The 18,547-nt window shown below is 61.9% G+C and carries 21 protein-coding genes, 1 pseudogene and 1 riboswitch; of the genes and pseudogenes, 9 read left to right on the forward strand and 13 right to left on the reverse strand.

Translation table 11 applies throughout. The annotated features are described in order from the left end of the window. Positions 1 to 87: 87 nt before the first annotated feature. Positions 88 to 1,611 carry a SulP family inorganic anion transporter gene (locus ASH00_RS14865; RefSeq protein ID WP_056549842.1) on the reverse strand — a complete coding sequence of 508 codons (1,524 nt, stop codon included), beginning with the start codon at positions 1,609 to 1,611 and terminating at the stop codon, positions 88 to 90. Between the two features lie 177 nt (positions 1,612 to 1,788). On the opposite strand from ASH00_RS14865, the gene ASH00_RS14870 reads away from it, so the two are divergent. Next, positions 1,789 to 2,169: a helix-turn-helix domain-containing protein gene (locus tag ASH00_RS14870; protein ID WP_056549844.1), complete on the forward strand. Its 381-nt coding sequence runs from the start codon at positions 1,789 to 1,791 to the stop codon at positions 2,167 to 2,169. A gap of 507 nt (positions 2,170 to 2,676) precedes the next feature. Here the strand turns inward: ASH00_RS14870 and ASH00_RS14875 are convergent. From ASH00_RS14875 to arsB, 6 genes are read right to left on the reverse strand one after another with little or no spacing between them, the layout of a single operon-like run. Beyond that, a complete protein-coding gene (locus ASH00_RS14875) occupies positions 2,677 to 3,102 on the reverse strand; it encodes an arsenate-mycothiol transferase ArsC (protein ID WP_056549846.1) in 426 nt (141 codons plus the stop codon). Then, on the reverse strand, positions 3,099 to 3,758 hold the full coding sequence (locus tag ASH00_RS14880) for an arsenate reductase ArsC (RefSeq protein ID WP_056549848.1): 660 nt from the start codon (positions 3,756 to 3,758) through the stop codon (positions 3,099 to 3,101). Before ASH00_RS14880 ends, ASH00_RS14875 begins: the two co-directional genes overlap by 4 nt. A 14-nt stretch (positions 3,759 to 3,772) precedes the next feature. Continuing rightward, positions 3,773 to 5,158: an FAD-dependent oxidoreductase gene (locus ASH00_RS14885; protein WP_056549849.1), complete on the reverse strand. Its 1,386-nt coding sequence runs from the start codon at positions 5,156 to 5,158 to the stop codon at positions 3,773 to 3,775. 39 nt (positions 5,159 to 5,197) lie between these two features. Then, a complete protein-coding gene (trxB, locus tag ASH00_RS14890) occupies positions 5,198 to 6,175 on the reverse strand; it encodes a thioredoxin-disulfide reductase (protein WP_056549851.1) in 978 nt (325 codons plus the stop codon). 26 nt (positions 6,176 to 6,201) lie between these two features. Further along, the gene (locus tag ASH00_RS14895; RefSeq protein WP_056549852.1) at positions 6,202 to 6,624 is read right to left on the reverse strand and encodes an arsenate reductase ArsC; all 423 of its coding nucleotides are present in this window, start codon (positions 6,622 to 6,624) and stop codon (positions 6,202 to 6,204) included. Positions 6,625 to 6,655: 31 nt separating this feature from the next. After that, a complete protein-coding gene (gene arsB / locus ASH00_RS14900; protein WP_157359175.1) occupies positions 6,656 to 7,750 on the reverse strand; it encodes an ACR3 family arsenite efflux transporter in 1,095 nt (364 codons plus the stop codon). A 98-nt stretch (positions 7,751 to 7,848) separates the two neighbouring features. Between arsB and ASH00_RS14905 the strand changes: the two genes are divergently transcribed. The 4 genes and pseudogenes from ASH00_RS14905 (at position 7,849) to ASH00_RS14920 (ending at position 10,303) form a co-directional block, all read left to right on the forward strand. Beyond that, a complete protein-coding gene (locus ASH00_RS14905) occupies positions 7,849 to 8,199 on the forward strand; it encodes an ArsR/SmtB family transcription factor (protein WP_056549857.1) in 351 nt (116 codons plus the stop codon). A 354-nt stretch (positions 8,200 to 8,553) separates the two neighbouring features. Beyond that, positions 8,554 to 9,026, forward strand: a pseudogene (locus ASH00_RS14910) (ATP-binding protein); the annotation flags it as partial. A gap of 90 nt (positions 9,027 to 9,116) precedes the next feature. Then, complete coding sequence (locus ASH00_RS14915; protein ID WP_056549859.1) at positions 9,117 to 9,941, forward strand: sulfite exporter TauE/SafE family protein; 825 nt, start codon at positions 9,117 to 9,119, stop codon at positions 9,939 to 9,941. 26 nt (positions 9,942 to 9,967) lie between these two features. Further along, positions 9,968 to 10,303 (forward strand): YnfA family protein, encoded by a 336-nt coding sequence (locus ASH00_RS14920; RefSeq protein WP_056549862.1) that lies wholly within the window; start codon positions 9,968 to 9,970, stop codon positions 10,301 to 10,303. Positions 10,304 to 10,725: 422 nt separating this feature from the next. On the opposite strand, the gene ASH00_RS14925 is transcribed toward ASH00_RS14920, so the two are convergent. From ASH00_RS14925 to ASH00_RS14940, 4 genes are all read right to left on the reverse strand, one after another. After that, positions 10,726 to 11,295: a cation transporter gene (locus ASH00_RS14925; protein ID WP_327019707.1), complete on the reverse strand. Its 570-nt coding sequence runs from the start codon at positions 11,293 to 11,295 to the stop codon at positions 10,726 to 10,728. 213 nt (positions 11,296 to 11,508) lie between these two features. Next, the gene (gene crcB, locus ASH00_RS14930) at positions 11,509 to 11,886 is read right to left on the reverse strand and encodes a fluoride efflux transporter CrcB (RefSeq protein ID WP_056549866.1); all 378 of its coding nucleotides are present in this window, start codon (positions 11,884 to 11,886) and stop codon (positions 11,509 to 11,511) included. Next, on the reverse strand, positions 11,874 to 12,410 hold the full coding sequence (locus ASH00_RS14935) for a fluoride efflux transporter FluC (protein WP_082566184.1): 537 nt from the start codon (positions 12,408 to 12,410) through the stop codon (positions 11,874 to 11,876). Before ASH00_RS14935 ends, crcB begins: the two co-directional genes overlap by 13 nt. Then, entirely contained in the window at positions 12,410 to 12,943 is a 534-nt protein-coding gene (locus ASH00_RS14940; RefSeq protein WP_056549868.1) for a universal stress protein, read from the reverse strand. The genes ASH00_RS14935 and ASH00_RS14940 overlap by 1 nt, the downstream gene beginning before the upstream one ends. Before the next feature lie 308 nt (positions 12,944 to 13,251). Further along, a riboswitch (Fluoride riboswitch) is annotated at positions 13,252 to 13,328 on the reverse strand. A 300-nt stretch (positions 13,329 to 13,628) separates the two neighbouring features. Between ASH00_RS14940 and ASH00_RS14945 the strand changes: the two genes are divergently transcribed. Next, positions 13,629 to 14,069, forward strand: coding sequence for a helicase associated domain-containing protein (locus ASH00_RS14945; RefSeq protein WP_056549870.1), 441 nt, complete (start codon positions 13,629 to 13,631; stop codon positions 14,067 to 14,069). A gap of 42 nt (positions 14,070 to 14,111) precedes the next feature. Here the strand turns inward: ASH00_RS14945 and ASH00_RS14950 are convergent, their stop codons facing one another. Beyond that, positions 14,112 to 14,768 (reverse strand): HNH endonuclease family protein, encoded by a 657-nt coding sequence (locus tag ASH00_RS14950; RefSeq protein WP_056549872.1) that lies wholly within the window; start codon positions 14,766 to 14,768, stop codon positions 14,112 to 14,114. A gap of 159 nt (positions 14,769 to 14,927) precedes the next feature. On the opposite strand from ASH00_RS14950, the gene ASH00_RS14955 reads away from it, so the two are divergent. From ASH00_RS14955 to ASH00_RS14965, 3 genes are all read left to right on the forward strand, one after another. Next, positions 14,928 to 15,629, forward strand: coding sequence for a hypothetical protein (locus ASH00_RS14955; protein WP_056549874.1), 702 nt, complete (start codon positions 14,928 to 14,930; stop codon positions 15,627 to 15,629). A 189-nt stretch (positions 15,630 to 15,818) separates the two neighbouring features. Beyond that, on the forward strand, positions 15,819 to 16,559 hold the full coding sequence (locus ASH00_RS14960; protein ID WP_157359167.1) for a hypothetical protein: 741 nt from the start codon (positions 15,819 to 15,821) through the stop codon (positions 16,557 to 16,559). After that, on the forward strand, positions 16,556 to 17,473 hold the full coding sequence (locus ASH00_RS14965) for a hypothetical protein (RefSeq protein WP_056549878.1): 918 nt from the start codon (positions 16,556 to 16,558) through the stop codon (positions 17,471 to 17,473). Before ASH00_RS14960 ends, ASH00_RS14965 begins: the two co-directional genes overlap by 4 nt. A 388-nt stretch (positions 17,474 to 17,861) precedes the next feature. On the opposite strand, the gene ASH00_RS17260 is transcribed toward ASH00_RS14965, so the two are convergent. Next, on the reverse strand, positions 17,862 to 18,464 hold the full coding sequence (locus tag ASH00_RS17260; protein ID WP_056549880.1) for a helix-turn-helix domain-containing protein: 603 nt from the start codon (positions 18,462 to 18,464) through the stop codon (positions 17,862 to 17,864). Positions 18,465 to 18,547 lie beyond the last annotated feature (83 nt).

Below are 18,547 nucleotides of genomic sequence, written 5' to 3' on the forward strand. Positions count from 1 at the left end.
TTGACGCTCACGGATCCGGCCCGGTGTGCGCATGAAGGAGGCCTCTACCGCAATGAGTGGAAGAGGCCTCCTATTTGGGTTGCTGAACTAGTGGCCGGCGCTCAGTTTGCCGCCGAGGCGTTCGCGCATCAGAGCGCTGGCGTCGTTCAGACCGATGATCTTCACTTCTTTACCGTGGTGGTGGTATTTCTCGGTGATGGCGTCCAAGGCAGCGATAGTGGAGGCATCCCAGAGGTGGGAGGCGTGCATGTCAATGATCACGCGCTCGGGGTCCAGCGCGTATTCGAACTGGGTGTAGAGGTCGTTCGAGGAGGCGAAGAACAGTTCGCCGTCCACGACGTAGGTCGCAGTTTCGTGGTCGCCGATGGTCGTGACGGTTCGTTCGACGGTGACGAAGTGCGCGACGCGGCGGGCGAACATCACCATGGCGACGAGGACGCCGGCGCCGACGCCGATGGCGAGGTTGTGGGTGGCGACGGTGATGATGACGGTGGCGAGCATGACGACGGTTTCGCTCTTGGGCATCATTTTCAGTGTGCGAGGCTGGATGCTGTGCCAGTCGAAGGTTGCGACGGAAACGAAGATCATCACAGCGACCAGGGCGGCCATGGGGATCTGCGCGACGATTGTGCCCAGCGAGACGGCGAGGATGAGGACGAAGACGCCGGCCAGGAAGGTCGAGATCCGGGTGCGTGCTCCGGAAGCCTTGACGTTGATCATGGTCTGGCCGACCATTGCGCAGCCTCCCATGCCGCCGAAGAATCCGGTGATGATGTTCGCGACGCCCTGGCCCCAGCTTTCCCGGGTCTTCTGGGATCGGGTGTCGGTGATGTCATCAACGAGCTTGGCGGTCATCAGGGACTCGAGGAGGCCGACAACAGCCATCCCGAGGGCGAACGGTGCGATGATCTGGAAGGTTTCCAGGTTCAGCGGAACGTTCGGGAAGAAGAGCGAGGGCAGACTTTCGGGGAGGTCGCCCTTGTCTCCCACGGTGGGCACGTTGATTGCGAACACGACAGCTACGAGGGTGAGGACAACGATGGCGACCAAGGGGGCCGGGGCGACCTTGGTGATCCGTGGGAGCAGGTAGATGATGACCAGGCCGGCCGCGACCATCGGATAGACCAGCCATGGAACGCCGATGAGTTCGGGGAGCTGGGAGCTGAAGATCAGGATGCCGAGGGCGTTGACGAAGCCGACCATTACCGAGCGGGGGATGAAGCGCATGAGCTTCGCCACGCCGAGAATGCCGAGGATCACCTGGAAGACGCCGGCGAGGATGACCGCCGCGATGAAGTAGTCGACGCCGTGGCTGCTCACCAGGGGTGCGATCACCAGTGCGGTTGCTGCGGTGGCGGCGGAGATCATCGCGGGCCTGCCGCCGAGGAAGGCGATCGAGACGGCCATGGTGAAGGAGGCGAACAGGCCAAGTCGTGGGTCCACGCCGGCGATGAGGGAGAACGCGATGGCTTCTGGAATCAAAGCGAGTGCGACGACGAGCCCAGCCAGGACCTCGGTCTTGAGCCGCCGCGGGGACATCAGGGTGAGCCTGACGGATTGAAGCTGTTCAGGTGTGAACGCCGGAGGGCGCTCGGTTTGCGTGACGGCCATTTCTGGCTCCGTTCATGGTCGAGAAGACGCGCGTCAGCGGCTTCGTTTTGCTAGTGAATAAGGGACGCAGCGCCGCGCCATGAAAGTGGGGATAGCCATAGCGTCTCAACCCCGACCACCACAACCCTAACCTAACGTAATGGTAGAGTTTAAATCCGAACCAGACGGAGGACCCTCATGACGACGAACACCAGTGACACCAGCACCATGCATATAGGTGAGCTGGCGGAACGGACGGGCCTTTCCCTGCGGACCATTCGGCATTACGACGAGGTCGGCCTCCTTCCCGCCACGGCGCGCACGGACGGTGGATTCCGGGTGTACTCGGAGGAAGATTTCGAGCGTCTGACAGTCATCAAGCAGATGAAGCCGCTGGGATTCTCACTCGAGGAGATGGCTGACATTTTGAGCCTACTGTCGCCCCGAGACGGCGCAGACATTGGACAATCAGAGACGCTCGCGCGATACCTGGAAACAGCCTTACATCAGCGGGCAAAGATGGCGCGGAACCTGGCCCAGGCTGACGAGTTCATTCAAAAGCTCAGCAGCCAGGCCTGAAATCGTGCGTGCCGGGGGTTGAGTGACTCCTCCACCCGGCACGCACCAAAACGGCCCCAAATAGGGATCCCGGTAGGAGTCGGTCATCATCGCCGTGGAAGGCGAAGAGCGAACCATAGTCCGCATCGTCGGCAGATGTAGGCTGCTCCATCTTCCACCGCGTGCAGCTTCCCCAGGGCAAGGTGACGTCCGCAGCATGGTCAGGTTGCAGTCGTTCCACTGGTCTTGCCGTTGGGGTCATGTGCCAGATTAGGAGTGCGCACGAGGTGCCGGGTATTGGACCCCGATCCAATCCTCATCGCTCACCACTTCGGACATGGCTATGTGAGCAAGCGAACACCATCAGCGTCGCCATGAAACACGGGCTGACAACCCGGCAACTGAAATCAACCACCGCCGTTTTACCCATCAACGGTTCCGATCTGGGCTCCATGCTCTAACTGGCCCCACCGTCATCGATGGTCCGATAGGTGTGTCTCGGAGAACTGAAGCTTCCGAGCGGATGCGCTAGTTGTGGGCGGTCAGTTCGCTGTGCAGCTGTTCTACGCGGTGTTTGATGTCGTCGCGGACCAGGCGCATCCGTTCCATGCCTTCGATGCCGCGAAGTGATGGTTCGTCGGTTTCCCATACTTCGATCGGTTGTCCGGGCAGGGCCGTGACCTTGGCTTCGGTACCGAGGACGATGACAATGTCCACCGCTTCGAGTACCTCTTTGGTGACGGGTTTGGGGTATTCCCCTTCAACATCGGCACCGATTTCGCGCAGCGATTCCACGGACTGCGGGTTGAGCGCCTTCCCGGGTTTAGTTCCGGCGGAGTAAACGGTCACGGCGCCGCGGGTGAGCTGGCGCATGAGGGCTGCGGCCATCTGGGATTTGCCTCCGTTCTTGCTGCAGACGAACAACACACTCGGGGTGGTGGGTGTCTGATTCATGCTAGCGACTGGTCCTTTTCCAGGAGAGAAGCGCTGAGGGCCTTGACCCGTTCGTGAATAGCGTCCCGGATGGCCCGGACCCTGTCGACGGGTTCCCCGGCCGGGTCGGGGAGGTCCCAGTCCTCGTAGTGTTTTCCCGTGTAGATGGGGCAGGAATCACCGCAACCCATGGTGATGACAACGTCGGAGGCGCGCACGACATCATCGGTCAGCGGTTTGGGATAGTCCTTGGTGAGGTCCAAACCCATTTCGGACATCACGGTGATCACGTTCGGGTCGACTTCTGCTGCGGGCATGGACCCGGCGGAACGGACGCGGATCCTGCCCTTGGATTCCACCGTCAAGAGCGCCGCCGCCATTTGGGAGCGGCCGGCGTTCTGCACGCAGACGAACAATACTTCCGGGGCCTCGGACACCGAGATGCCCTTCGAGGTGGCCAGGGCGGTGAGCCTGTCAGCGGTGAAGTGTTCGGTGGTGGCCGGCAGATAGGTGGTAATGGTCGCGGTCCTGGCTAGTGCTGTGTAGGACTCGAAGACGTACCGTTCGACCGTTTCGGTGGCGAAGACTCCGGTGAAACGCGTTGCGAGGCGTTCACTGATCCGGTGCAGGACCGCGGAATGGTCCTGCAACCCCAGGCCGCGGGAGGAATGAGTCATGGCGTGCTCCTGGTCTAGTTGTTGTCGCCTGAGCGGCCGTGGGCAAGTCCGGTCGGGATGCCGATGAGTACCGGTTCCGGGGACCCGCAGCAGGAAGACTCGGTTTCCGCAGCCGCAGCCGCAGCCGGAGCTGGAGCGTCGCAGCTGGTGCCGGCGTCGGAGGAACAGACCCCGGTCTCGGGCAGTTCCAGGTGCACCGTGTCCGCGGCTTCCCGGTCTCCGGCCAGCGCGGCCGCGACGGAGCGGACCTGCTCATAACCGGTGGCCAGGAGAAAAGTGGGCGCCCGACCGTAGGACTTCATCCCGACAATGTAGAAGTTGGATTCCGGGTGGGACAGGAGCTTCGCTCCGTGCGGGGCGACGGTGCCGCAGGAGTGGAATTCCGGGTCGATGAGCGGGCCGAGCTCACGCGGTGCGTCCACGGCCGGGTCCAGATTCAGGCGCAGTTCCTGCAGGATGCCCAGATCGGGCCGGAATCCGGTGCAGGGCACGATGACGTCGGCCAGTACGGTGCGGCCGTCCACCGACTCCACTGTCACACTGTCCGCGCTGTCGTGGAGGGCTTTGATGCCGAAGCCGGTGTGAAGTTCGATGGTCCCTGCTTCGACGAGGCGGCGCAGCCGCGAGCCGAGCTGGCCGCGGGCGGGCAGCCCGTCGAGGTCTCCACCGCCATACACCTTGTCTGCGGACGGTCCGCGCACTGCCCAGAGGATCCGGGTGTCGGGTGCGTCCTTGGCCAGTTCGCTGAGGCTGATCAGGGTATTGGCCGCAGAGTGGCCGGCACCGACGACCAGGACACGGCGGCCGGCGAACGACTTTCGGTCCCTGTCCTTCACGTCCGGCAACGGGGAGGACACCCGGCTGGCGGCCGCGTCTTCGCCGATGGCCGGAAGGCCGGAGACGCCCAGCGGATTACGGGTCGACCAGGTCCCGGACGCGTCGATGACCCCTGCCACCATATGGTCGCTGGTCTGCCCTGTGGTGTGTTCGACCCGGACCAAAAAGGGCGTGTTCTCGCGGTTCCTGGTGTGGGTTTTGTCCATGCCCTGCCGGGTCACGGCGACAACCCGGGCACCGGTGTGCAGACGGGAGCCGATGGCCGGGATGGCGGCCAAAGGTGCCAGATACTCATCGATCAGGTCGCCGCCGTAGGGCAGGGCCGTGGGCCGGGGAAACTCCCAGCCCGTCCCCTCCAGTAGCCGCGCAGCAGCCGCGTCGATGTTGTATTGCCAGGGGGAGAACAGTCGGATGTGTCGCCACTGCTCAATCGCGGCACCGGCGGTGGGCCCGGACTCGAAGATGACCGGCTCCAGGCCTTGTTCGAGTAGGTGGGCGGCGGCGGCCAGTCCGATGGGTCCGGCACCGATCACGGCAACCGGGAGGTTCGTCAGCGAATCCATGGTGTCCTCTTTCAGCAATGGGATGGGCAATGAATGTGTCTAGGCGTGGGTGGGTGCTTCGACCAGGGCGGTCGCGATGCTGTCGGCATCCGCCAAGGCGGCGAGGTACCGTTCGGCGTCCAGGGCGGCGGCGCAGCCGGTGCCGGCGGCTGTGATCGCCTGACGGTACCTATGGTCGACCGCGTCACCGCAGGCGAAGACTCCGGTGAGGTTGGTGACGGTGGTGGGGGAGTCCACCTTGATGTAGCCCTCCTCGTCGAGGTCGATTTGACCGGTGACGAGCTCGGTGCGGGGCAGGTGACCGATCGCGACGAAGATCCCGGTCACTTCCTGGTGCCGGGTGTCCCCGGTGCGGGTGTCGGTCAGGGTCACGCCGGAAACCTTGGTCTCGCCGTGGATGGCGGTGATCGCGGAGTGCCAGGCGAAACTGATCTTCGGGTTGTCCTTGGCGCGTTGGGCCATGATGCGTGAGGCGCGCAACTCGTCACGGCGCACCACCACGGTCACCGACCGGGCGAAACGGGTCAGGAACGTCGCTTCCTCCATCGCCGAATCCCCGCCGCCGACGACGATGATGTCCTGATCGCGGAAGAAGAACCCGTCACAGGTCGCGCACCAGGACACCCCATGCCCGCTGAACTTCTTCTCCTCGGGCAGGCCGAGCTCCTTGTAAGCGGACCCGGTCGCCAGGATCACCGCAGGCGCTTTATGGATGTCACCGGCACCGGTGGTGACCCGCTTCAGGTGTCCGGTCAGGTCCACGTCGGTGACGTCGTCGAAGACGACTTTCGCGCCGAACTTCTCCGCCTGCGCTTGCAGGCCTTCCATCAGGTCCGGTCCCTGCACCCCGGTGGGGAAGCCGGGGAAGTTCTCCACCTCGGTGGTGTTCATCAGAGCGCCGCCGGCGGTGACGGATCCGGCCAGGACCAGCGGGCTCAGCCCGGCCCTTGCGGCGTAGATCGCGGCTGTGTATCCGGCAGGGCCGGATCCGATGATGATCAGCTGTTCGGTGCTCACTGGCAGTCTCCTCGATACCCGGTGGGTTACTTGGCGGCGGGGGTCAGGGACTCGATGAGTCCTTCGATGCGGGACTTGATCTCATCGCGGATAGGGCGGACGGACTCAACGCCCTTACCTGCCGGGTCTTCGAGGACCCAGTCCTCGTAGCGTTTGCCGGGGAAGTAGGGGCACTCGTCGCCGCAGCCCATGGTGATGACGACGTCGGATTCCTTGACGGCCTCGGTGGTGAGGACCTTCGGGATCTCATTGGACATGTCGATGCCGACTTCTGCCATGGCCTCGACCGCGGACGGGTTGATCTTGTCGGCGGGCTGGGAACCGGCGGAGCGGACCTCGATAGCGCCCTGGGAGAGGGTGGTGAGGAATGCTGCGGCCATCTGGGACCGGCCGGCGTTGTGGACGCAGACGAACAGGACGGATGGCTTGTTGGCGGTTTCGGTAGTCATGAGAAGTCTCCTGGTGAAAAGGGAAAGGCAGTCAGTTGGCGGGCAAAGGGCAAGGGGTGAAGAAGCGTTTCCGGGCCCAAAGGGCGACATAGACCAGTGCTACGAGGACCGGCACTTCGATGAGCGGTCCGACGACGCCGGCCAAGGCCTGACCGGAGGTCACTCCGAAGGTGCCGATCGCCACCGCGATGGCCAGCTCGAAATTGTTCCCGGCCGCGGTGAACGCCAGCGTCGTCGTCCGTGCGTAGCCGAGGTTGAGCCACTTGCCGGTGAGCATGCCGGCGGCGAAAACCACCAGGAAGTAAACCAGCAGGGGCAGGGCGATGCGGGCGACGTCGAGCGGACGGGCGGTGATGGTTTCGCCCTGCAGTGCGAAGAGCAGCACGATCGTGAACAACAACCCATACAGGGCCCAGGGGCCGAGCTTCGGCAGGAGCGTGTTCTCGTACCAGTGCCTGCCCTTGGCCTTCTCGCCGATCGTCCGGGTCAGGAATCCGGCCAACAGGGGTATGCCCAGGAAGATCAGGACGGACACGGTGATGGCCCAGAAGGAGAAGTCCGCACTGGTGGTGGACAGGTCCAGCCAGGCCGGCAAGACCTGAAGGTAGAACCAGCCGAGCGCCCCGAACGCGATGACCTGGAAGACCGAGTTGATGAACACCAGCACGGCTGCCGCCTCGCGGTCGCCGCAGGCCAGGTCGTTCCAGATCATCACCATCGCAATGCAGCGGGCAAGACCAACGATGATCAAGCCGGTGCGGTACTCGGGCAGGTCAGGCAGGAAGATCCACGCCAGAGCGAACATGAACGCCGGCGCCGCCAGCCAATTGATCACCAGCGACGCGATCATCAGCTTCCGGTCAGCCACTACCCGGTGAGTCTGGTCGTAGCGGACCTTCGCCAGGACCGGATACATCATCACCAGCAACCCGATCGCGATCGGCAAGGACACCTCACCAATTTTCACCGCCTCGAGGGCAGTGTTCAACCCCGGGATCAGTGACCCAAGGACCAGGCCGAGCACCATGGCAGCGATGATCCACACCGGAAGAAACCGGTCGAGGGTGGACAGCTTGCCGACGACGGCGGCGTCAGCGCCAGGGGACGGCAGGGGGTCAGTCTGGATACTCACGGAACTCCTGGGAAGCAGATAAATTGATAGGAATCGATATGAATACCACCAGCTATATCGATCATTGTCAATCCATGTGCATAATGGGTCCTATGAACACTGCGCAAACACTCGAACCCACACTGGATGCTTCCTGCTGCCTCCCCTCCGAGCAGCCAGCAATCAGTGTCGAGGACGCGCAGCAGCGGGCCCTCATGTTCAAGGCGCTGGCGGACCCGAACCGGCTACGGTTGCTGTCCATCGTGAAAGCAGGTAGGTCAGGGGAGTCCTGCGTCTGTGACCTGACTGAACCCTTGGATCTCGGGCAGCCGACCGTCTCGCACCACCTGAAAATTCTCGTCGAGGCCGGCCTCCTCCACCGCGAGAAGCGCGGCACCTGGGCCTACTACTCAATCGTTCCCGGTGCCCTCGACAAGGTTGCAGGCCTGATCATCAGCCTCTAAGTGCAAGTGCCGCCGTCATTCATGTGGTAACCGGCATCGCTCAGGCATCTCTTCCCACATAGTCGATTGAGGGAACGCAGTCAGACCATCGATTCTCACTCGAACGGAAGGCACCGAGAAATCGAGGGCGGGATTGATCGATCCTCATGACACTGGCAACATAAACTGCGCTTATTCCGGAGAACAGCGTGGTCTCCCTACCGAACGGCAGCAGAACTCCTACCGGCTAGAACCTTCCCGGTGGTCAGAGTCAGCACCCTCTCGGGCAGCGGCAGCCGACTTCTCGTAAGCGCGGGCGATGAAATCCTCCAAAATATGGGCTTCGACACGCCACAGACCCCTCTTATCCCAAGTCGCAAGGGCGCACCCCGATGCCTGATCGGCGACTCCGGTACCGGCAAATCCCACCTTCTCATCGGGCTCGGAACTCCCCCGAGAAGGGTTACCGGGTCAAATGCACCCTCGCGACCCGCCTCGTGAACGAACTCGTCAAAGCGGCGGACGAGAAGGTCCTGGCCAAGATCATCGCCCGCTACGGCCGCGTCGATCTGCTGTGCATCGATGAGCTTGGCTATATGGAACTGGACCGCCGTGCCGCCGAGCTCCTCTTCCAGGTCCTCACCGAAAGGGAGGAGAAGAACTCGATCGTGATTGCTTCCAACCGGTCGTTCTCCGGCTGGACCAAAACCTTCACCGACCCACGCCTTTGTTCCGCGACCGTTGACCGATTGACCTTCAACGGCGCAATTGTTGACCGGTTGACCTTCAACGGCGCAATTATTGAAACCGGCACGGACTCCTATCGCCTCGCCCACACCCGTCAATAGCAACAGCCAGCCTGAAGCCCGTTACCCACTGTGTCAGCACCGATCCTCCGCGCGTCATGCTCCACTGGCTGCTGCTGATAATTTTCAGGTATGACAAGCACCGCTCTGCCGCCGGTGACCCCGGGACCGGCACGCCAGCACTCCCTGGCCCTGGTCTTCCTTGCCGGCGCTATCATCGGTGTCCTGGGCGGCATGATCGGCCTGGGCGGCGCCGAGTTCCGGCTGCCCCTGCTCATCGGGGTCTTCGGCTTCGCCGCGTTGCAGGCCATCATCATGAACAAGGCCATGAGTCTGATCGTCGTGGTCACCGCCCTGCCGGCCCGGCTCTTCGGCGTCCCCCTGGCGGAGCTCTCGCCCTACTGGTTCATCGTGCTGAACCTCCTGGCCGGCAGCCTCATCGGCGCCTGGATCGGAGCCCACTGGGCCACGCGCCTCAAGTCAAAAACGCTCTATCGGGTCATCGCGGTCCTGCTCGTCCTGATCGCGGTGCTGCTGTTCGTCACCCATTTCTTCGCCGTTGACCCGCTCAACCTTCCGGCCGGCCCGCGGACCGTGCTCGGAATAGCCGCCGGGGTCATCATCGGCGTCGTGGCTGCCCTGATGGGTGTCGCCGGCGGGGAACTCCTCATCCCCACGATCGTTCTGCTCTACGGCACCGACATCAAGATCGCCGGAAGCCTCTCCCTGGCGGTGTCACTTCCCACCATGGTTGTCGCGTTCGCCCGCTTCAGCAGAGACGAGAGCTTCGCCGTCCTGGGACAGAACAAGCCCTTCCTGATCACTATGACACTGGGCTCCATCGCAGGGACCATCATCGGCGGGCTGCTTTTGGGACTCGTGCCCAGTCTTGTTCTCATACCGCTGCTGGTTCTGCTACTGCTTCTGTCCTCCATCAAGGTCTGGAACCACGACTAGCCGGCCACAAATGACAGGATGGGATCATGCCCATTGCCAAGTCCGTGTTGTTGTTCGCCCTCGCTGCTGTCGCTGAAATCGGGGGCGCGTGGCTGGTGTGGCAAGCAGTCCGGGAAGGCAAAGCTTGGTGGTGGGCCGGTCTCGGCGTCATAGCCTTGGGGATCTATGGTTTCGTGGCCACCCTGCAGCCAGACGCACACTTCGGCAGGATCCTGGCCGCTTATGGCGGTGTTTTCGTCGCAGGATCACTGGCATGGGGCATGATCTTCGACGGTTTCCGCCCCGACCGCTGGGACATCATTGGTTCCCTAGTCTGCCTGATGGGCGTCGCCGTGATCATGTTCGCGCCCCGCAACACCTAGCTGCCTACTGGCAGGTTCCATGGTGCTGCGAAAGCATCAACGCACCAAGGCCAGACCACGCAGGGCTTGAACCGAACCAGGCGCAATTCCGTTAGGCCGGGGCCAGATGTAACCGTCTCCCCGGGGGCACAAATGGTCGACAAGATCACTCAACCACAGTGCGTAGAGCCTGCTCTCCTCGGACACCGTGAAATCCGTACCGACACCGTGAAATCCGTACCGACGACAACGTAGACCCGCTCTCCATCGGGAAGAGGAACTTCCATAGCGCTGGATCTGGTCACGCTGCCTGACCCGACCTGCTACCAACGACATCAAATCAGCGGGAGCTATTTCGTTGGCCGAGTCTCTCCCGGCGTTCGGGGAGATCCTGAAGGAGTAGTTCTGTTTTGCGCCGTGGCGGTCGAGTTCGATATGGCCGTTCAGTCGATGTCTTCACCGGCGAGGGCTTTGGAGGCGAGGTGTTCTTCCTGGGCTGTTTCCCATACTTCTTTCGCGGCGGTGATATTCAGGACGATGATGACAAGCCCGAGAATAAGATCGGGCCAGCCGGACATGGTCCAAATAGTGGCTATTCCCATGGTGATGATGGCGATGTTTATCAGGACATCATTACGGGCGGACAAGAACGCTGCCCGTGCCATGGAACTGTCGTGGTGGCGGAACCGGGCCAGGATGAAGGAACACGTGAGGTTCACCAGTGCTGCCCCGCCAGCAGTGAAGATCAGGGCCAGTGGATCTGGTGGGGTGGGGTTGCTGAATTTTGTGAAGGCCTGCCACGCCGCGGCTAGAGCCGGGAGCAAGATGATGAAAGCCATGAATTTACCCGCGATGGCTTGTGCGTGTAAGGACCATCCCAACGCCACAAAGATCAACAGATTGATCGCGGTGTCTTCAAGGAAATCGATACTGTCTGCGAACAAGGACACCGATCCGATGAGCAGGGCGACCGTCATCTCGACGAAGAAGTAGGCGAGGTTGAGTCCTGCCACGATAAGGACCGCGGCTTTGAGCTGCGGAGCAAGAGCACTGGGGCGACGTCGTTCGGGCATCACGTGCCTTTCAAATCGGTGGGGTTTGAGACGGAGCGTTGGGAAGCACGATCACAACCGATCCGTGGGTCTTCCTCATCGCTTGAGCCTCTTTCTGGCCAGTTGGCTGGCGATCGGAAGGTTTGGTAACGAGCCGTCCCGGCTCGGCTGTTGTCATTCGATGCTTCCGAGGAACAAACCAAGGAGGGCTGCGGCGAGGCTGAGCAGCACGGTCCCGACAGCGTTCACGAGGCCGCGGCCGGTCCGTCCGTCCTGGATGAGCCGGACCGTTTCGACGCTGGCGGTGCTGAACGTGGTGTAGCCACCGAGGAAACCCGTTCCTAGCACCGCTTCTAGCTCTGCGTGGACTTTTCCTGTCATGGTTAGCCCGACGAGCAGGCCCAACAGTAGGGATCCGGTGACGTTGATGAGGATGGTCGAAACCGGAAGCGCGGTGTGGAAGCGTGTGCGGATCAGCCCGTCGGTGATGAACCGGACGGCGGCGCCGAGGCCTCCTGCAAGAGCGAGTAACGAAAGGGTCAGGATGCCCATGGTTCTTTCCTAAGGTCAGCACTTCGACGCCGCCGGCTCCTAGCACGGTGATGGGTACTGGCCGCCCAAATCCCTCCGAAGCTGGCCAGCACACCTCCGATCAGGCTGACAGCAACATACAAGAGTGATCCGGCAGCGTCTCCTGTGGTGCCCAGGGTCACCGCTTCCAGCGATAGGGTGCTGTAGGTCGTAAACGCGCCGAGAAAACCGGTGCCCACAAACAAGCGGATCACTCGGCGCTTACCTGTGTCCGTTCCGCGGCGTAGCAGCGCTTCGAGGACCACTCCGAGCAGGAGCGCTCCGCTGAGATTGATGACCAGGGTTGGCAGCGGCCACGCTCCCGGTGCAGGCAGCAGGGTTCCCAAGCTGTAGCGGGTGAGGGTTCCCAGTGTCCCGCCCACGAAAACCAGCGAACCATACCGGAACCGCAGGTGTGCTGGCCGCCCTGAGCGGTTGCCGAGCTCCCGGTCCTCCGGGGTGACATCGTGTGTACTCGTCGTGCTTCTAGCTGCTTCATCGGCCATCAGCGCCCCCCTCCGTAGCGGTGTGGATGAAGCGGTATCACCACAACCGGACGGCTTTGATGATGGGCCAGATGGGCGGCGACGGAACCTTCGACGAGTTCTTCCAGCCGTTTACTCAGCCCGGGGCGCCGGGTGCCAACCACAATCATGGATGCGTCCAACCGGTCAGCCAGGATGGACAGTTCGTGGGCTGGTTCCCCGGCGAGCCCCCGCAGTGACCAGCGCACGGTGGTCCCGGCCAGGCGCCGTTCGAGTTCCTCTTGAATCCGGTCGACGGTTCCTTGATCGAATCCGTTGAGCGAGTCAGGGTTGATCGGAATGAAGCGCTCGACACCGTCACGATAATTACGGGCGGTATAGCAACTCATATCCACATACGCGCACACCAGCCCTGTTCCGAACGATGACGCCAGCGCCGCAGCATGGCGAATGACCCCTTCGGGCTGGTCCGGGATGACGGCGGCAATCACCGGCCCTGAGTAGGTCAATGGACCGGACGGCAAACCGGACGCGGACGAATCGTTAGCGATCATTGCGGGTTCCTTTCGAGAGTCGCAGTGCCTGAATTGAAGCGCCGTGTAAGGAACCGGTCGAGGGCCTGAGCATGCCGGCGAAGGCACCGTGGATCCCGTGAGGTCCGTGCAGAGTGTTTCCTCTCAGGCATCCATCACAGCCGCGAGCAGGATCAGCTGGCACGCACGCGTCGACTGGATGCAATGCGCGATGGGTGGAGCCTCGATCAATGGGTTCTTTGAACGGCTGCTCGGTAGGGAAAGTCCTTCTACAGAGACAGAAAAGCGTCAACTGGTCGAAAACCGACATGGGTCACCTGCCTAAAGACTCGAAGGCAGGAACCATCAGCCACTGCGGCGGTTCGGACCCAAGTGGGTCCCGGCGGGATCCATCGCCGGATTCGACGACTATATAACAGCCGGACATTCCTTTCCCATAGTCGGTAGGTCCTGAGATGTGCGGTTCTTAAGTCGCAAGGGTGCCCCCGGTTCCGCGTGAGGCCATGCTGGTTCCTCACTCCACATCGAGAAAAGTGAGAATCAACATTAGACACCCTCGATTCTCAAGAAGCTCACACCGCAAACCAAACTTGAGATAACCGCGGTCAATGGCGGATTGAGCGGTCCAAGCTTGAAGAGTACATAGCCCGCATGTACGAGCAGGCGGCCAGGAACCTGGACAAGCTGCCGGCGGAACCCAAGGACGATGACGGCTGAGAAGCCTGCCGGCCGGAGCGACGACCCGTGGCCGCCAGCGGCGTCCGAGGACGAATGGCTGCTGTTCTACCTGCGCGGTCTGACCTTCGCCCAGATAGCGCGCTGGTGCCGCGTCAACGCCGAAACAGTCCGCTACCGGATCCTGCAACGGGTGGCCCTCGACCCGTCCATCGCCGGACGCCGACTGATGCTCCATGACCGGCCACGCTTTCAGCCCTCCAGAGTGGGCCGAGATCGTGCGTGGGACAAACGGTACGCGGCAGTCTTCCGGTTCGTCGCCGACCAGGGCCGCCATCCGAAACAGCTCGGCGGACCAGCCGAACGGGGCATGCAACGATGGCTCTACGTCCAGCGGCTCAAGCTCGAGGCTGGGGAGTTGGATGAACGTCGGCTGGAGCTACTCGATGCTTTGGGGGAGTGGCGGGGCTGACGGCGCTTCAGCCGAGGACCGGAGAGCGCCGTCAGGGCTCGATCAGGCTTTCGTGATGGTGAGCTTCACCGCGGCGCACTTGTCGGCCCATTTGATCAGCGCGGCCTTCTCGGTCTTGTCTACGGTCATTGCCCAGCGCGCCTTCACGACGGTCCACTGGGCAATGTAGGAGCACTGGTTGGCCGGCGGCATCCACTGTTCCGGTCCGGAGGCCTGCTTGGAGGAGTTCAGGGCGCTGGTCTGGGCGTTGAGTGATCCGGCGTAGCCGAGGTCGTTGTAGAACGCCACCCGGCGGGCCTGCGTCCAGTTGCGGGCCCCGGAACCCCACGCCTCATGGACGGGCACCATGTGGTCGATCTGGACGGTGGTGGCCGACGTGTGGGTCTTGTTGTCGAACGTGGTGATCCACTTGCCCGTCGCGACCGAGCACAGCTTCGTCGACGTGAACTTCGGGGCGACCTTGCTTTCGGAGATGAGGACTTCGTGGCGGGTGTTCTGGCAGTCCCGGTTCTGGTCGATCCACTGCCCGAAGTACCGGTTCCGGTCATAACCGACATTGTTTTCGGCCGCCACGGGTAGGGCCCGGACCGCGCTGCGCAGATCCGTCGTGTACGTGGTCGCTGCCTGCGCCGGCGCGGTGAGGCCGGTGAAAAGCAGGCCGGCGGTGAGCGCAGTGACAAGCGCGGATTTCAATCTCATGGTGTTCCCCCAAGTGATGGAGCGTCCACGTGGACGCTGGAACTGATCATGGCACCCGGCACCTACATTTCGCTTTGAAGTGCGGATAAGCTTCGCAAACCTTCGCTATTGGCCGAAGTGGCCAGCTTCCCGCGGATGGTTCATCAGTGAGGATTTCTCGTGGTCATTGATCAGCAGCGCCAGCCGATGAACGCGTCACCGGTTTTCGGCATCATCTCGACGGCAGCCGCGGGGTGCCTGTCCCTCATTGACCCGTCCGAGCTGGATGCGACGCAGCGCCGTGCTGTACACGCCGTAACGGCCGGCCTGACCGGGATTTACGTCGCCGCCACGGTCGCCGGCAGCAAGACGGGACTGGTGCCGCTGAAAGTGGCGGCCGGGATCGCGGCCACCGGTATCGCCCTGCGTTTAGCGGACGCCGGCGATAGAATCGATCTGCGCCTGGAAGCGAAGCTGCGCGAAGCGGGGGCCAGGCATCCGCGCCGCTGGATGGCAACGGTGGCAGTAGCGGCTACCTTCGCCGGTTACCTGAGCGACCGTGCTGCGGCGGCCCGGAAGGACAGGTACGAGATTGTGCCCGGCCATCCGCCCGGACAAGAGAGGGACCTGGACCCAGGGCTTCGAAGCCTTGTCGAAGGCATCCTGTGTGCACGGCGCATCCCTGGGGCGCCGGAACTCCTGACGCAGCTCGCCGCCGCGCAGGAAGTGTATTGGGGAGAAGGGTTCGATTCCACGGCTCACTTCCGCGTGCCGGAGGATCTGCCACGAGCCGTGCCCCACAATCAGGTGTTCCCGGTTCGCGCGCAGTTCACCGGGCAAAAGACGTGTACCTTGCTAGCTGTAGCGGTCTCCCGAGCGTGAATGCTTGTGAGGTAGGGCCACATCGATAATGTTCTGGCGGGGACTCTGCCCCCAAGCTGGCCCGGGGGCATACTCGGCATCCATCCGTGAACGCCAGCTCACCAAGTCAGGGCGTCAACAGGACGGGGGCAGTCCCTAGTGGCCGGGACTGCGCTTAGTCGATGGCGTGAGCGTGCCCTGGAGCGCGCAATGGTCACAATGTATGCTCCACTCACTGAAGCAGGCCGCGTTCGCCAGAGGGGATGGAAGCGCATGGGTGGAGTGCGTCTGAAGGAAGCATGGGCGGAAGCTCAGAAGAAAGGGTGGTCGACCGGGACCGCGACGAACCTGGAAACCTTGCTTTTCGAAGCAAGATTGGCTGACTGGGAGGAAGTCGAAACCAGGAATGGCCAGGGCACAACGACCGTATTGCGTCCGACAACTCAGGCCGCTGCTCCCTATCCTCGCTCGATAAGCGCGGTATACGGCCTGGATGAGCAGCCGCTGCATGTGGATGGCGCGCACACGCACTCCCCGCCGGATGCAGTGCTTCTTTTCTGCGAGGAGCCGAACGAGACTCCCACGAATGTATTGAGCATCAAATCCTTAAGCCTGATTGCCAAAGAGACCGGGTCACCCGTTCCCTACGATTCGTTGCACCATGGGCTTTTTGTCATTGGCAGTGGTCCGGCCGCCTTCTTAGCTCCGGCACTTGAAAGCGGGTTACTCCGGTACGACCCGAATGTGATGGAACCTGCTGACTTCAGAGCCAGGAGATCTGCCGCCTACTTAGCGTCAATGCAGGACAGAGCTACTGCGTTCGAATGGACGACACCAATGTGCTTCCTTCTAATCGCAAATCGCCTAGCGTTGCACGGGCGAGCGAAGGTGGATGAATCAGACGTGAAACGTAAGGTATCGCGCGTCGCCTTCCGGGTGGTGACGAAATGATGAGTCAGCGATCGTACGATTACGAAGCGCTGTGGCTCAAAGGAAAGCTGTTCATCAACCGTGCGATGGATGAGGAACCTATCTCGTTCGATGAGCAGGCGCTGTGGGCGTCCTTAGCCCTAGAACTGCTAGGGAAGTCTGCGTTAGCGAAGATCTCGCCGCTTTTGATAGCGGAGCCCACGGAGGAAGGAAAAAACATCCTCGCCGCGTTGGGTATTGGAGAAGGCGACGGGAAGTTCACCACTGTCAGCGCATCGACGGTGTTCAAGCGTTGTAAGCGTGCGTTCCAGACCTTCGACCTGGATCATGCTAACGACATCGCGTCCGCGAGGAACGAATATTTGCACGGTGCGGGCATCGGCTTTGGCGCTATCTCTGCGGATAAGTGGTGGCAGCGGTTTTGGAGCGTGACTAGCACCCTCCTCGATGCCCAAGATAAGACGATTGAGGAATTGGTCGGCTGTGAACGAAGCGACCTTGTCGCCAAGTATCTCGAACAAAATAAGCAATACACTGCACAGCGACTTCAATCACTCATTGACAGGGCCAAGCAGAGATACGCCCAGAAGCTAAGAGGCGACCTTCCGGAGAAGCTTCAGAAAGCGTGGCAATCGGAGATGCAATTAGCGGCAGGGCTTACACACTCTGACGTTGCGACCTGTCCGGCGTGCGGAAACTTGGGCAGGATCGAAGCCGAGGACGTGCAGAACGAACGCTCAGACGGCTACTTCGACTATGCAACCGGGGAGTCTGACAGTTGGGGTGTTGCAGACGCTCTTCCTGACTATTTCTCATGCGCAGCCTGTCAATTAGTGCTAAGCGAGTATTCCCTCTTGGAAGAGGCGGGGCTTGATGAGCCTTTCGAAGTGCAAGGAGATGAGTTCCGAGAAGAGCCTCAATACGGCAACGACTGAGGAGTAATCCCGATCCTTCTATGTGCTCTGCTAGAAGCAAAGAAGCGCCCTCCTCGGACGATGAGCGGCGCTTCTGCATTCTCATGTGCCGGGCCCCCTTGGCAGGCCCTCCAGCGCTCGCGTCGGTCCTCCGTCTTCGTGCAACGGCGGCAACCGTCGCGCCGGGTGACGCCGCCGCGGCGCCTGCGGATTTGGTTTAGGCGGCGCGGTTCCTGGCACGCCGGACAGGGGCGGGTCTCGGCCGTCGTCGCTGGCCGGCTCCTTGCAGGCGGCGCGATCGAGGCGCGGTGATTATCGCTTGGTAGGGTCGGAACTGAAGCGAGGCGGTGGCCCCGCAGTCGTCAGAGTGAGCCGTAGCGTCCGGTGTGGCCAACTGGACAGCTCTGTCTCATTGCCCTGTGTGATGTCTGGCCACGTCGTCGCCGAGCTCGTCCTGAAGCAGTTCGCGAACCCGGCGGATAGTGCTGTCGTCGGCGCGAACGAGCAATGAAACCACGAATCCTAAGTCAGCTACACGACTCGTCGAGAGACCTTCGCGAGCCTGCCGTGACGGGTCCGATTCTTGTGCATCTATTGCTCGGCGTGAAGAACTGATCGTAGTACGCCGCGCTTCGCGGATTCGGCTTGTAAACTCCACAAGCACTGGCTCGTCATCGGACGGATCAAGAAGAATTAGGTCTGGCCTGTCGCCGCCTGGTTGGAGCCGCCCCACTTCCCCGTCCGCGTGGTACGCATCTAGAAAGCTGCGCATCTGTCCGAGGGCGGGGGTGCGCCTGCCCAACTCTATGAGGCGCAAGTATTCAGCGGATACTCCGAGCGCCGCCGCCACCTCCGCGCGGGACAGGTCAGCGTGCTCGCGTATCCTCTCTAACAACGCCCCGAAGCGGCGGTTGCCGGAGGCCATACCAGGACCCACAGCCATGTCGTACGGCGGTTCCTCACATTGCATCCCAAACAGGTTTTGGTCTAGTCCATCCATACCAGCAAGCATACAACAACTGATTTTGTTGGAGTAGTTGCATCCAGTGATGTTGGCGATTACAGTCCAACTACTGGTAACAAATAACCAACAAC

It is taken from the genome of Arthrobacter sp. Soil782 (assembly GCF_001428435.1).
Taxonomy (GTDB): domain Bacteria; phylum Actinomycetota; class Actinomycetes; order Actinomycetales; family Micrococcaceae; genus Arthrobacter_D; species Arthrobacter_D parietis.